General features: G+C 67.2%; 11 protein-coding genes. 8 read left to right on the top strand and 3 right to left on the bottom strand.

Features of this window, described 5'->3' with window-relative positions:
- Nucleotides 1-118: 118 nt before the first annotated feature.
- The 3 genes from JWS14_RS10030 (at nt 119) to JWS14_RS10020 (ending at nt 5,770) form a co-directional block, all read left to right on the top strand.
- Nucleotides 119-4,075: a DNA-directed RNA polymerase subunit beta' gene (locus tag JWS14_RS10030; RefSeq protein WP_072940061.1), complete on the top strand. Its 3,957-nt coding sequence runs from the start codon at nt 119-121 to the stop codon at nt 4,073-4,075.
- A gap of 165 nt (nt 4,076-4,240) precedes the next feature.
- Nucleotides 4,241-5,473 carry a M23 family metallopeptidase gene (locus JWS14_RS10025; protein WP_083395795.1) on the top strand — a complete coding sequence of 411 codons (1,233 nt, stop codon included), beginning with the start codon at nt 4,241-4,243 and terminating at the stop codon, nt 5,471-5,473.
- A gap of 96 nt (nt 5,474-5,569) precedes the next feature.
- Complete coding sequence (locus JWS14_RS10020) at nt 5,570-5,770, top strand: hypothetical protein (RefSeq protein WP_043826362.1); 201 nt, start codon at nt 5,570-5,572, stop codon at nt 5,768-5,770.
- Nucleotides 5,771-5,775: 5 nt separating this feature from the next.
- Here the strand turns inward: JWS14_RS10020 and JWS14_RS10015 are convergent, their stop codons facing one another.
- Both JWS14_RS10015 and JWS14_RS10010 read right to left on the bottom strand, forming a co-directional pair.
- The gene (locus JWS14_RS10015; RefSeq protein WP_072940064.1) at nt 5,776-6,288 is read right to left on the bottom strand and encodes a SixA phosphatase family protein; all 513 of its coding nucleotides are present in this window, start codon (nt 6,286-6,288) and stop codon (nt 5,776-5,778) included.
- 9 nt (nt 6,289-6,297) lie between these two features.
- Entirely contained in the window at nt 6,298-7,311 is a 1,014-nt protein-coding gene (locus tag JWS14_RS10010; RefSeq protein ID WP_206013057.1) for an aldo/keto reductase, read from the bottom strand.
- A 134-nt stretch (nt 7,312-7,445) separates the two neighbouring features.
- Here JWS14_RS10010 and JWS14_RS10005 point away from each other — a divergent pair, with 134 nt between their 5' ends.
- Nucleotides 7,446-8,282 carry a helix-turn-helix transcriptional regulator gene (locus JWS14_RS10005; RefSeq protein WP_072940067.1) on the top strand — a complete coding sequence of 279 codons (837 nt, stop codon included), beginning with the start codon at nt 7,446-7,448 and terminating at the stop codon, nt 8,280-8,282.
- Here JWS14_RS10005 and JWS14_RS10000 read toward each other — a convergent pair whose 3' ends face one another.
- Nucleotides 8,283-9,062 carry an acyl-[acyl-carrier-protein] thioesterase gene (locus tag JWS14_RS10000; RefSeq protein ID WP_206013056.1) on the bottom strand — a complete coding sequence of 260 codons (780 nt, stop codon included), beginning with the start codon at nt 9,060-9,062 and terminating at the stop codon, nt 8,283-8,285.
- Between the two features lie 152 nt (nt 9,063-9,214).
- Between JWS14_RS10000 and JWS14_RS09995 the strand changes: the two genes are divergently transcribed.
- The 4 genes from JWS14_RS09995 to JWS14_RS09980 all read left to right on the top strand — a co-directional run bounded on the left by JWS14_RS09995 (nt 9,215) and on the right by JWS14_RS09980 (nt 13,983).
- The gene (locus tag JWS14_RS09995) at nt 9,215-10,876 is read left to right on the top strand and encodes an FAD-dependent oxidoreductase (protein WP_206013055.1); all 1,662 of its coding nucleotides are present in this window, start codon (nt 9,215-9,217) and stop codon (nt 10,874-10,876) included.
- Between the two features lie 37 nt (nt 10,877-10,913).
- Complete coding sequence (locus JWS14_RS09990) at nt 10,914-11,879, top strand: NADPH:quinone oxidoreductase family protein (RefSeq protein WP_206013054.1); 966 nt, start codon at nt 10,914-10,916, stop codon at nt 11,877-11,879.
- Nucleotides 11,880-11,986: 107 nt separating this feature from the next.
- Complete coding sequence (locus JWS14_RS09985) at nt 11,987-12,457, top strand: MarR family winged helix-turn-helix transcriptional regulator (protein ID WP_124389063.1); 471 nt, start codon at nt 11,987-11,989, stop codon at nt 12,455-12,457.
- Entirely contained in the window at nt 12,454-13,983 is a 1,530-nt protein-coding gene (locus JWS14_RS09980; RefSeq protein ID WP_206013053.1) for a DHA2 family efflux MFS transporter permease subunit, read from the top strand. Before JWS14_RS09985 ends, JWS14_RS09980 begins: the two co-directional genes overlap by 4 nt.
- Nucleotides 13,984-13,998 lie beyond the last annotated feature (15 nt).

Raw genomic sequence — 13,998 nt, 5'->3', positions numbered from 1 at the left:
TTTTCGGTCCCCGGGTCACGGAAATCCGTGCCCCGGGGGCGTAGTTCACATTTGAATTGGCAGTCAGGAATCGGCGGGTGACCGTTGATCCACAATCCCTCTGGGGAAAGGAAGTTACGTGCTCGACGTCAACTTCTTCGATGAACTCCGCATTGGCCTCGCCAGTGCAGAGGACATCCGCAATTGGTCCTACGGCGAGGTCAAGAAGCCGGAGACCATCAACTACCGCACGCTCAAGCCCGAGAAGGACGGCCTCTTCTGCGAGAAGATCTTCGGCCCCACCCGGGACTGGGAGTGCTACTGCGGCAAGTACAAGCGTGTCCGCTTCAAGGGCATCATCTGTGAGCGCTGCGGCGTCGAGGTGACCCGCGCCAAGGTTCGTCGTGAGCGCATGGGCCACATCGAACTGGCTGCCCCGGTCACCCACATCTGGTACTTCAAGGGCGTGCCCAGCCGTCTCGGCTACCTGCTCGACCTGGCGCCGAAGGATCTCGAGAAGATCATCTACTTCGCCGCGTATGTCATCGTCGGTGTCGACGAGGAACTGCGTCACAACGAGCTGTCCACGCTCGAAGCCGAGATGCAGGTCGAGAAGAAGACCGTCGCCGATCAGCGCGACGCCGACCTCGAGGCCCGCGCTCAGAAGCTCGAAGCCGACATCGCCGAGCTGGAGGCGGAGGGCGCCAAGTCCGACGTCCGCCGCAAGGTCAAGGACGGCGGCGAGCGCGAGATGCGTCAGCTCCGTGACCGCGCGCAGCGCGAGCTGGATCGTCTCGACGAGATCTGGACCACGTTCACCAAGCTCAGCGTCAAGCAGCTCATCGTCGACGAACTGCTGTACCGCGAACTCGTCGACCGCTACGGCGAGTACTTCACGGGCGCCATGGGTGCCGAGTCGATCCAGAAGCTCATGGAGAGCTTCGACATCGACGCCGAGGCCGAGAACCTCCGCGAGACCATCCGCAGCGGCAAGGGGCAGAAGAAGCTCCGCGCACTGAAGCGTCTCAAGGTCGTCGCAGCCTTCCAGGTCAACCAGAACTCGCCCATGGGCATGGTTCTGAACGCCGTCCCGGTGATCCCGCCGGAGCTGCGTCCGATGGTTCAGCTCGACGGTGGCCGCTTCGCCACCTCCGACCTGAACGACCTGTACCGCCGCGTCATCAACCGCAACAACCGCCTCAAGCGACTGATCGACCTCGGTGCCCCCGAGATCATCGTCAACAACGAGAAGCGGATGCTGCAGGAGTCCGTGGACGCGCTGTTCGACAACGGCCGTCGCGGCCGCCCCGTCACGGGTCCCGGTAACCGCCCGCTGAAGTCCCTGAGCGACCTGCTCAAGGGCAAGCAGGGTCGTTTCCGTCAGAACCTGCTCGGTAAGCGCGTCGACTACTCGGGTCGTTCCGTCATCGTCGTCGGTCCGCAGCTCAAGCTGCACCAGTGCGGCCTGCCGAAGCTGATGGCTCTCGAGCTGTTCAAGCCGTTCGTGATGAAGCGCCTGGTCGACCTGAACCACGCGCAGAACATCAAGTCCGCCAAGCGCATGGTGGAACGTCAGCGCGCACAGGTGTGGGACGTCCTCGAAGAGGTCATCGCCGAGCACCCCGTGCTGCTGAACCGTGCACCGACGCTGCACCGCCTGGGCATCCAGGCCTTCGAGCCGCAGCTGGTCGAGGGCAAGGCCATTCAGCTCCACCCGCTGGTGTGTGAGGCCTTCAACGCCGACTTCGACGGTGACCAGATGGCCGTGCACCTTCCGCTGTCCGCGGAGGCGCAGGCCGAGGCACGCATCCTGATGCTGTCGTCGAACAACATCCTGTCGCCCGCGTCGGGTCGACCGCTCGCCATGCCCCGTCTGGACATGGTCACCGGTCTGTACCACCTGACCCGGTTGGACGAGGGTGCCACCGGCGAACTCGCCGCGTCGACGAACGACGAGGCGGAGCAGGGCGTGTACTCCTCGCCCGCCGAGGCTCAGATGGCCGTCGATCGTGGCGCGCTCGTCGTGCAGGCGAAGATCAAGGTGCGGCTCACGCAGCAGCGCCCGCCCCGCGACATCGAGTCGGAGCTGTTCCCCGAAGGCTGGAACTACGGTGACGGCTGGACCGCGGAGACGACGCTGGGTCGCGTGCTCTTCAACGAGCTGCTGCCGGCGGACTACCCGTTCGTCAACGAGCAGATGCCGAAGAAGCGTCAGGCGACGATCATCAACGATCTCGCCGAGCGCTACCCCATGATCGTGGTCGCGCAGACCGTCGACAAGCTGAAGGACGCCGGCTTCTACTGGGCCACGCGTTCGGGTGTCACGGTCTCGATCTCCGACGTCCTCGTGCCGCCGGAGAAGGCTCAGATCATGGAGTCCTTCGAAGCTCAGGCCGATCAGATCGAGAAGAAGTACCAGCGTGGTGCTCTGAACAAGACCGAGCGCAACAGCGCTCTGGTCAAGATCTGGTCCGAGGCCACCGACGAGGTCGGTAAGGCCATGGAGGCCCACTTCCCCGACGACAACCCGATCCCGATGATCGTGAAGTCCGGCGCCGCCGGCAACATGACTCAGGTTCGTTCGCTCGCCGGTATGAAGGGTCTGGTGACCAACCCGAAGGGTGAGTTCATCCCGCGTCCGATCAAGTCTTCCTTCAAGGAAGGCCTGACCGTTCTCGAGTACTTCATCAACACGCACGGTGCCCGTAAGGGTCTGGCCGACACCGCGCTCCGCACCGCCGACTCGGGTTACCTGACCCGTCGTCTGGTGGACGTCTCGCAGGACGTCATCGTCCGCGAGGAGGATTGTGGAACCGAGCGGGGCATCATCACCACGATCGCGGAGAAGCAGGCCGACGGCTCGATGATCCGCGACGCTCACGTGGAGACGAGCACGTACGCTCGTACCCTGTCAGCCGATGCGGTGGACGAGAACGGCAACGTCATCGTCCAGCGCGGACACGACCTGGGCGACCCGGCAATCGACGCACTGCTCGAGGCAGGCATCACGAAGGTCAAGGTCCGTTCGGTGCTCACCTGCACCACGGGCACCGGCGTCTGCGCCACCTGCTACGGCCGTTCGATGGCCACCGGCAAGCTGGTCGACATCGGTGAGGCCGTCGGTATCGTCGCCGCCCAGTCCATCGGTGAGCCCGGTACTCAGCTGACCATGCGTACCTTCCACCAGGGTGGTGTCGCCGGAGAAGACATCACCGGTGGTCTGCCGCGTGTCCAGGAGCTGTTCGAGGCCCGCGTCCCCAAGGGCAAGGCCCCGATCGCCGACGTCACCGGACGCGTGCAGCTCGAGGACGGCGACCGCTTCTACAAGATCACCATCGTCCCGGACGACGGTGGCGAAGAGGTTGTCTACGACAAGCTCTCGAAGCGTCAGCGTCTGCGTGTCTTCAAGCACGACGACGGCACCGAACGCCTTCTGGCCGACGGTGACCACGTCGAGGTCGGTCAGCAGCTCATGGAAGGTGCTGCCGATCCGCACGAGGTGCTGCGTGTCATGGGCCCCCGTCAGGTGCAGATCCACCTCGTCAACGAGGTCCAGGAGGTGTACCGGAGCCAGGGTGTGTCGATCCACGACAAGCACATCGAGGTCATCGTGCGCCAGATGCTGCGTCGCGTGACGATCATCGATTCGGGCGCCACGGAGTTCCTGCCCGGTTCGCTGACCGAGCGTGCCGACTTCGAGGCGGCCAACCGCCGTGTCGTCGCCGAGGGTGGCGAGCCGGCAGCCGGACGTCCGGTGCTGATGGGTATCACCAAGGCATCGCTGGCGACCGACTCGTGGCTGTCCGCGGCGTCGTTCCAGGAGACCACTCGCGTCTTGACCGATGCGGCGATCAACTGCCGCAGCGACAAGCTGATCGGTCTGAAGGAAAACGTGATCATCGGAAAGCTGATCCCTGCCGGTACCGGTATCAACCGTTACCGCAACATCCAGGTTCAGCCGACCGAAGAGGCCCGCGCTGCTGCGTACGCGGTTCCGTCGTACGACGACCAGTACTACAGCCCGGACGGCTTCGGCCAGAACACCGGTGCCGCGGTGCCGCTGGACGACTACGGTTTCAGCAACGATTACCGGTAGGCGCTCCGCGCCTGTGAGTGGTTGACGAGTCCCCGGACTCGCTGAGCACTCACCAACGGACGAAGGCCCCACCCCTCTCTCTTCGGGGGTGGGGCCTTCATCTGGTTTCGGTGCCTCCAGCCGTTTCGAGCCTTGTCGCAGGATGTTCAGCGTTGCTAGCGTCGAATGATGGCCCGGTCGAGGTTCGCCGTCGCGCTCGCACTCGCCGCCGTCGTGGGAGTCGCGACCTCCTGCACGGCCTCGGACACCCAGCAGAGCGAGGCGACGTCGTCTGCGGCGCCGGCCTCGTCCGGCACCCCCGCGGTGATCACCCCGGTGGTCGCGGACGTGGTGGCCGCACCGATCCCGGTGACGGGCAGCGACGGCCGCGTGCACCTGGCCTACGAACTGCGGCTGACGAACACCGGTTCGCAGCCGGCGACGATCACATCGCTGCAGGTGAAAGGTGACGGCCGCACACTGGTGGACCTGAGCGGCGATGCGCTGACACCGTGGTTCCAGGCCCTGGGCGGCGGTCCGAAGGCCGGCAACGTCCTCGCCCCCGGACAGCAGGGGCTGGTGTGGATCGACGCGACCCTCGACAGTCCCGACGACGTGCCGCGCAGCCTCGACCACGTCGTGAACGTCGACTTCCCGCAGGCGACGTCGCTCGTGCCGAAGCAACTCGCCGAGAACGTGGCGGACACGAACGTCGACACCCGCGAGGCCGTCCGGATCCGCTCGCCGCTCGACGGTCCGCGTTGGCTCGACGGCACCGGCTGCTGCACGGTCACCTCCCACCGCGCCGCCGTGTTGCCGATCAACGGCCGGATGCTGGCGGCCGAGCGTTTCGCGATCGATTTCGTCCAACTCGACGAGCAGGGTCGCATCTACACCGGCGACCAAAAGCAGCTGTCGAGCTACGCGTACTACGGCGCACCGGTCCGCGCCGTGTCGGACGGCGAAATCATCGCCGTCGTGGGCGATCTGTCCGAACAGGTTCCGGGGGCCACTCCACAGGGACTGCCGCTCGACCAGTACGGCGGAAACCACGTCGTGCAGGCGATCGGGGACGGGCGGTTCGCGTTCTACGCGCACCTGCAGCCCGGCAGCGTGGACAACATCAGCGTCGGCCAGAACCTGCGGGCGGGCGAGCAGATCGGTTTGCTGGGCAACAGCGGTAACACCGACGCGCCGCACCTGCACTTCCATGTGATGGACGGGCCGGATTTCCTGGCGTCGAACGGCATTCCGTTCGAGTTCGAGAACTTCGACCTCGACGGTCGGGTGACGGGGGAGAGCTTCGAGGCCGCTGCCACTGCCGGCGCCCCGGTGGTCGACGCGACGGGAACGCAGACCGGATCGCGCACCGACGAGATGCCGCTGTACCTCGACGTCGTGACGTTCCCGGGCAGCTAGCCGAGGAGCGGCGCCCGAGCACGACGGCACTCGCCCCGTGACGACTATCCTCGACATCACCTGTCCGATATGCGTGGTTCGCTGAACGGAGACGAGATGTCCGAGAAGAAGATCGATCGCGTGAAGGCCGAGTCGGCACTCGAAGTCGTGCGGGAGAGCCCGACGATCGCGCTCATCACCGTCGCGCCGGCGCTGGTCGTCTTCGGCGTGGTCTGGTGGCTGTTCGGATTCTGGTCCGCGCTGGTGCTGGTCCTGATCCTCGGTGTCGTCGCCGTCGTCGGCCGGAAGCTGTTCTGAGGCCGCTACCGCGGAACGTGGAACGTGGCCAGTGACGCCGCGCTCGACGTGAGTTCGTCCCACTCGCACGGCACCGTGAGGACCGCGAGCGCGGACGTCGGGAACTTCTCCCGCATCAGGTCGGCGTCCCCGGTGTCGGGGTTGCCTGCGAGATCCAGAGCCGTCGACGGCATGCCGGGAACATGCCCGACGACGAGCAGCGTGCGCACCGACGGTTCGATCCGCACGATTTCCATGAGCACCTCGGACGGGTACGCGCCGTAGAGTTCCTCGGCGAACCGGGCGGGAGCGCCGACCCGGGTCGCCTCCAGTGTTTCCCGGGTGCGGCGAGCGGTCGAACACAGCACGGCGTCGATCGGAGGCTGGGTCGACCGCAGCCACTCACCAGCCAGACCCGCCTGCTTCCGTCCGCGCGGCGCCAACGGCCGCTCGTGATCCGCGACCCCCTCCGGGTACGCCGACTTGCCGTGGCGCATCAGTATGAGGGTGCGATTCCGAGACGAGCTGTGCGAGGCCATGGCTAGACGCTAGCGCCCCACGCCGGCGCGTTCACTGTCGAGCTGGGCCATCTGCGCAGGCGCGTAGCGCTCCCCGGCGACAGCGGTGTCGGGGACCGCCGCGGCGATCGCCGTGAGGTCGCCGGCGCCGAGGTGGACGTCGAGCGCGCCGAGGGTCTCCTCGAGCCGGGCGACGGTGCGTGCCCCGATCACCGGCACGATGTCGTCGCCCTGGGCGAGAACCCACGCGATCGCCAGTTGTGCGGCGCTCACCCCGTGCTGCGCGGCGACGGCGGCGAGCGAGTCGACGAGGGTGAGGTTCTGCCGGAGGTTTTCACCCTGGAACCGGGGGCTGTGCGCGCGGAAGTCGTCGGCCGCGAGGGCCTGGCCGGTGTGCAGCGAATCGCTGAGCAGACCGCGGGAGTGTACGCCGTAGGCCGTGATGCCGATCCCGAGTTCCCGGCAGAGCGGCAGGATCTCGGCCTCGATGCCCCGGGAGATGAGCGAGTACTCGATCTGCAGGTCCGTGATCGGGTGCACCGCCGCGGCTCGGCGCAGCGTTTCGGGACCCACCTCGGACAGTCCGATGTGGCGCACGTAGCCGGCGTCGACGAGTTCACCGATCGTGCCGACGGTGTCCTCGATCGGCACGTCGGGGTCGAGGCGGGCGGGGCGGTAGATGTCGATGTAGTCGACGCCGAGCCGCTGCAGCGAGTACGCGAGGAAGTTCCGGATCGAGTCGGGTCTCGTGTCGACACCGGCCCACGTTCCGCCGGGCCCGCGCAGCCCACCGAACTTGACGCTGAGGACCACCTCCTCGCGCCGACGGCCGTGCAGGGCCGTGCCGATCAGGGACTCGTTGTGGCCCGAGCCGTAGAAGTCTCCGGTGTCGACGAGGTCGATCCCGGCGTCGAGGGCCGCATGGATCGTGGCGACGGACTCCACGTCGTCCGAAGCGCCGTACGTCCCGGACATTCCCATTGCGCCGAGGCCGAGCCGGCCGACGGCCGGACCCGTGGTTCCGAGTGCGGTGGTGCTGATCATGTTCTGCTCCGATGATCGGTGTGTGTTCCTGACCGACACCAGCGTCGCCGTCGGCGGGTCCGGCAACCAGAGACCGTTCATCGGGGGACCGGCGATCCCTGGCAGCGCCCCGGCCGGTCCGGCACAGTTGGGTCATGGACCGTTCCGAGCTGGCCGACTTCCTCCGCCGTCGCCGGGAACAGCTGGTGCCTGCGGACGTCGGCCTGGCGCCGGGAGTGCGGCGGCGGACGCCGGGACTGCGGCGCGACGAGGTGGCGCTGCTGGCGGGAATGTCCACCGACTACTACACGCGACTCGAGCAGGCTCGCGGTCCGCACCCGTCGACGCAGGTCCTGGCGTCGATGGCGCGGGCTCTGCGGCTCACCGACGATCAGCGCGATCACCTGTATCTGCTGTCCGGGCAGGTGCCGCCGATGCGGGCCGCGGGCAACAAGCACGTCGGACCGGGGCTTTTGCATCTGCTCGACAAACTCGACGACACCCCGGGCTGCGTCATCTCGGACCTCGGGGAAGTGCTGGTCCAGAACCGCATGCACGTGATCCTGTTCGGCGACGTGACCCGGTATGCGGGACTCGACCGGTACATCACGTGGCGGTGGTTCGCGCACCCCGCCGAGCGCGGACTGTTCCCCGCGGACGATCACGATCGTCTCGCCGGACAGCACGTCGCGGATCTGCGGGCGACAGCCGCCCGGCGCGCGGGCGACGCCGACGTCACCGAACTCGTCGCCCGGCTGTACGAGACGAGCACCGAATTCGCGGCGCTCTGGGACCGGCACGACGTGGCCGTCCGCCGATCCGACACGAAGAGCGTTCTCCACGACGAGGTCGGGCGCATCGACCTCGTCTGCGAGACGTTGCTGACGCAGGGCGCCTATCAGCACCTGCTCGTGTACATGCCGCAGCCGGGCTCCGATGCGCGCGCCAAGCTCGACCTGTTGCGGGTGATCGGCACCCAGCAGATGGTGTGATCAGGTGGTGATCGGCCCGACGTGGGCCACCGCCCGCAGCGCGTCGTCGACCAGGAACCACACCGTCAGCGACGTGTCGTCCCGGCGCCTGCGCAGGACGATCCTGTCGGTCGACACGATGGGCGCGAGGTATTCGAGCACTGCGCGGTGTGGGTTGTCGACGAGGCGGCCGCCGCCGGGATGCTCGTGGTCGGCGAGCAGTTCCTCGACCGCCTGCCAGTAGACGGCGTTGTTGACGTGGTCGAAGGGGTCGATGTCGGTGCGGCGCAGAACGAACTCGCTGTCCTCGATCCCGTCCTCGTCGGCGGCCGGCGCGTTCTCGACGAGCCACCGTTTCCACTTCAGCCGGTGTTCCTCTGCGGACTCCCCGAGGCGTTCGATGAACTCGTCGTCGATGCGGGTGGGCATGCCCGTTTCGCCGCTGATGTGGATCCAGAACCCCTCGGTCTCGATCAGCGCGCCCGCCTCACCCTGGATCTGCACGCGCATGTTCGTCCAGCGCGTCGACAGTGCCGAGCACCAGCGTCGGAGGTGTACGCGTTCGGGCCACACGGCGGGCCGCAGGACGTCGATGACGGTGCGCCGGACGATCCACAGCGGGTGGCTGTCGGCGGCGTCGACCGCGTCGAGGTTGTCCAGACCGGCGTCCTGCAGGTAGCGCGCGATGCCGTCGAGGCGGAGTCGTTTGGCGGCGTCGATGTCGCCTGTGCGAACCGGCCAGGACGTCTCGAAGAAGCGGCCGCGTGAGGGCGGAGCGGCGAGGGGGCGGTCGAGTGCCAAGATGCGGTTCCTTCGCTCGTGGACGGGGCCCTGATTCTTTCATCCGGCGCCGGTGCTTGTTTGCGGACGCGATTCTCAGTACAGTTCATATAACTGTTACCACGTGTAACACAAATTAGTTCGATGGTCCGGACAGGTGTGAGGAAACCGCAATGGCATATGTCATCACCCAGGCGTGCTGCAACGACGCGAGCTGCGTCTCCGCATGCCCCGTGAACTGCATCCATCCGACGCCGGAGGAACGGGAATTCGCGCAGACCGAGATGCTGCACATCGACCCGGAAACCTGCATCGACTGCGGGGCCTGCGTCGACGCCTGTCCGGTCGACGCGATCTTCCCCGAAGACAAGCTCCTCGGCTCGCTCACCCGCTACAAGGACATCAACGCCGAGTACTACACGACCAACCCCATGCCGACCGGGTGGATCCCGCTCACGCCCGCGACCCCGCCGCGGCGCGACCTGGGCACGCTGCGGGTCGCCGTCGTCGGGGCCGGCCCGGCCGCCTGCTACGCCGCGGGTGAACTGCTCGAACGTTCGGACGTCGAGGTCGAGATGTTCGAGAAGCTGCCGACCCCGTGGGGACTCGTCCGCGCCGGCGTCGCGCCCGACCATCCCGGCACCAAAGAGGTGACCCGGATGTTCGAATGGAGTCTCGACCGGCCCAATTTCGAGTTCCACCTCAACGTCGAGGTCGGCAAGCACGTCACCCACGACGAGCTGCTGGAGAATCACCACGCCGTCATCTACGCCGTCGGGGCGTCGAGCGACCGGCGGCTGGGAATCCCGGGCGAGGATCTCCCCAGCGTGCACGCCGCCACGGAGTTCGTGGCCTGGTACAACGGCCACCCGGACTACGCGGGGTGTACGTTCGATCTGTCCGCGACGCGCGCGGTGATCGTCGGCAACGGCAACGTCGCGCTCGACGTGGCCCGCATCCTCACGATGAACGTCGAGGAGCTGGAGCGGACGGACATCGCCGATCACGCCCTCGCCGCGCTGCGGCGCAGCAACATCGAAGAGGTCGTGCTCCTCGGCCGTCGTGGACCGGCGCAGGCCGCGTACAGCAACCCGGAGTTCCTGGCGCTCGGCGACCTCGAGAACGTGGACCTCGTCATCGACGACGCCGACCTGGACCTCGACCCGGCCAGCGCGGCGCTGCTGGACGATCCGGCCACCGCGATGAAGGTCCGGCTGGCGCGGGAGTTCGCGCAGCGCGCGCCCCGCCCCGGTCACAAGCGCATCGTGTTCCGCTACCTGACGTCGCCGATCGAGGTCACCGGTACCGGCAAGGCCGAGGTCCTGCGTTACGGGCGCAACGAACTGGTGGTCGACGAATCCGGCGCGTTGTCCGCCCGGCCCCGCGGCGAGGAGGGTTCGCTGGAGACCTCGCTCGTGCTGCGCTCCATCGGGTACCGCGGCAATCCCGTCGGCGGCGTCGCCTTCGACGACAGGCGCGGCGTGATCCCCAACGAGCACGGCCGGGTCACCGACCGGGTGTATGTCACCGGGTGGATCAAGCGCGGTCCCAGCGGCGTCATCGGTACCAACAAGGCGTGCGCCAAGGAGACCGTGTCCTCGCTGCTCGCGGATTTCGAGGCCGGCAAACTCCTCGGCACGGTCGGCACCCGCAAGGACGTGAAGATGCTCGTCGAGCGGCGCCAGCCGGAACGGATCGGCTTCGCCGGCTGGCGCGCCATCGACAAGGCGGAGACATCGCGCGCGGCGGGATCGGCCCGGCCGCGCGTGAAGATGACCGACAAGGTCGAGATGGTGACCGTCGCCCGCAGACGGAAGCGACTGTTCGCTCGTTGACGCCTCCCGCCACCCCTGCGCGTCTAGTGTTTCGAGCATGCGCGCAGTGGTGGTGACGGAGCTGTCGGGGCCGGGCGGCATGACACTGCGGGACGTTCCCGAACCGGCGGCCGAGGGGCTGGTCCTGATCGACGTCAAGGCGAGCGGCGTGTGCTTTCCCGACCTGCTGATCAGCTACGGCAAGTATCAGCTCCGACCCGAACCGCCGTTCGTCCCCGGCGCCGAAGTCGCGGGTGTCGTGGTGTCGGCACCCGACGCGAGCGGATTCGAGCCGGGCCGCCGGGTGCTCGCGGCGCCGCAGGTCGGTGGTTACGCCGAACGGGTCGCCGTGCCTGCCGCGCAGGTGCTGCCCATCCCGTCGACGCTGGGTTTCGAGGAAGCGGCGTCGCTGATCGTCAACTACCAGACGATGGAATTCGCGCTGGAGCGCCGGGCCCGACTGCGGGCCGGCGAAACCGTCGTCGTCCTCGGCGCGGCGGGTGGCGTGGGGACGTCCAGCATCCAGCTGGCCAAGGCCCACGGCGCCCACGTGATCGCGGTGGTGCGCCGGGACGGGGCCGACGACTTCCTCCGCGAACTGGGGGCCGACGAGGTCGTCCGCCTCGACGACGGCTGGGGCGCCCGGGCGCGTGAGCTGACCGGCGGCCGGGGTGCGCAGATCGTGGTGGACCCGGTCGGCGGCGCCGCATTCGACGAGGCCGTCCGAGTGCTGGCCCCGGAAGGGCGTCTGGTCGTGATCGGTTTCGCTGGCGGTGCGATCCCCGAGGTGAAGGTGAACCGCGTGCTGTTCCGCAACATCAGCATCGTCGGGGCGGCGTGGGGCGAGTTCATCCGCACCGAACCGAATGCGCTGGAAGAGGTGCACGCCGCGCTGATCCGGCACGTGGAGCGCGGACTGCGCCCGGTGGTCACGTCCCGGTACCCGCTCGAGCAGGCCGCGGATGCGCTGCGCGATCTCGAGGCCGGCCTCGTGCTGGGCAAGGCGGTCCTCGTCCAGGACTGAACCCGCAGGTCGTGGGCGCTGCCGGGGAATGTGATACCTGACACCATTTATTCGGTTGCGCCTTAGTTGCTCTTGGGCAATAGTTGCATGAGCGCTAGCATTCGAGGGTGCCCGACAATTCTCCTGATCTTCTCTTCGAACTACTCAACGACTTCTTCACCCAACTGTTGAGTGCGGGGGAGTCGGAGTCGATGGACAACCTCATCGAGCTGGACCTCACGTTTTCGCAGGTGCGCATGCTCTTCGCGCTTGCTCAGCACGGTGAGCCGCTTCCGATCAACGAAGTGGCCGAGCGGTTGCGGCTCTCGGTTGCCGCAGCGGGTCGAAACGTCGATCAACTCGTGAAGCTGGGTCTCGTGGTCCGCCGGGAGGACGAGCGGGACCGGCGGGTCAAACGGGTCTCCCTGTCGGAGGCCGGGCATAAGGTCGCCAACCAGCACATCGAATGCAAGCGTGATCAGTTGCGACGGTTCGCATGGCGGGTTCCGGAGAGCGAGCGGACTCGGCTGATCGAGGCACTACAACCGATCCTCGCGGGGGAGTCCCTGCGAGAACTCAACCAGGAGATATTCGGATGACATCGCCGACCGCCGCGAACGCGGCGCCCGACAAGCTCGACGGCACGGTCCTCAAGATCGCGTCCGTGGTGGTGCTCGGTGCCATCATGTCGATCCTCGACGTGACCGTCGTCAGCGTTGCGCTGCCGACGTTCGCCACCGAGTTCGACACTACGTACGCCACCGTCGCATGGACGATGACCGCGTACACCCTCGCCCTGGCGACCGTCATCCCCGTCACCGGGTGGGCGGCCGACCGCTTCGGCACCAAACGCCTCTACATGACGGCCCTCGTGCTGTTCGTGCTCGGCTCGGTGCTGTGTAGTTTCGCGTGGGACATCACGTCGCTGATCGGCTTCCGCGTCCTGCAGGGGCTCGGCGGCGGCATGTTGATGCCGCTCGGCATGACGATCATGACGAAGGCGGCAGGCCCCGACCGCGTCGGCCGGGTCATGGCGGTTCTCGGTATCCCCATGCTGCTCGGCCCCATCGGTGGCCCGATCCTCGGCGGCTGGCTGATCGAGGCGGCGAGCTGGCACTGGATCTTCCTGATCAACCTGCCCATCGGCATCATCGCCCTGGCCGCCGCGTTCATCATCCTGCCGTCCGACCAGGCCTCGCCGTCCGAGTCCTTCGACTTCCTCGGCATGCTGCTGCTCTCGCCGGGTCTGGCGCTGTTCCTGTTCGGTGTGTCGTCCATCCCGGAGGTGGGCACCGTCGCCTCGGCCCGCGTGCTGGCGCCCGGTGTGATCGGCCTGGTCCTGATCGTCGCATTCATATTCCACGCGCTGCGCAAGGACCACCCGCTGATCGACCTGCACCTGTTCAAGAACCGGCAGCTGTCGGTCGCGGTCATCACGACTTCGCTGTTCATCGTCGCGTTCATGGGTGCCGGTCTGCTGTTCCCGAGCTACTTCATCCAGGTCGGCGGGCACACCACGCTCGCGGCTGGTCTGCTGATGGCTCCGCAGGGTATCGGCGCGATGCTGACGATGCCGGTGGCCGGACGACTCGTCGACAAGATGGGCCCCGGCAAGATCGTGCTGACGGGTCTGCCGCTGATCCTCATCGGCCTGGGCGTCTTCACACAGGTGGCGGCGGATTCGCCGACCTGGCTGCTGATGGGTGCGCTGTTCGTGATGGGCATGGGCATGGGCTGCACCATGATGCCGCTGATGACCGCGGCGATCGTGACACTGTCGAACGAGCAGGTCGCGCGTGGTTCCACGCTGATGAACATCGTCCAGCAGACCGCGGGTTCGATCGGTACCGCGGTCATGTCGGTGGTCCTCACCAACCAGTTGCTCGATCGCGGTCTCGACAGTCAGACGGTCGCGATGCAGCACGTACCCGAGGTCGCCGCACAGGAGCCTCCCGGAATGGTGGACCAGGTGCTGAGCCAGGCCGCCGACGCGTTCGGCAACACGTTCCTGGTCGCCACCGTGCTGATCGCGTTGACGCTCATCCCGGCGTTCATGCTGCCGCGGAAGAAGTCGGTCAACCCGCATCTCGAGGCGGAAGGTGCCCCGACGGTCATGATGCACTGATCGGGCTCGTCCCGA

Origin of the sequence: Rhodococcus koreensis (assembly GCF_017068375.1) — a bacterium.
Taxonomy (GTDB): domain Bacteria; phylum Actinomycetota; class Actinomycetes; order Mycobacteriales; family Mycobacteriaceae; genus Rhodococcus_F; species Rhodococcus_F koreensis.
This window is presented reverse-complemented; position numbering and strand designations above follow the sequence as displayed.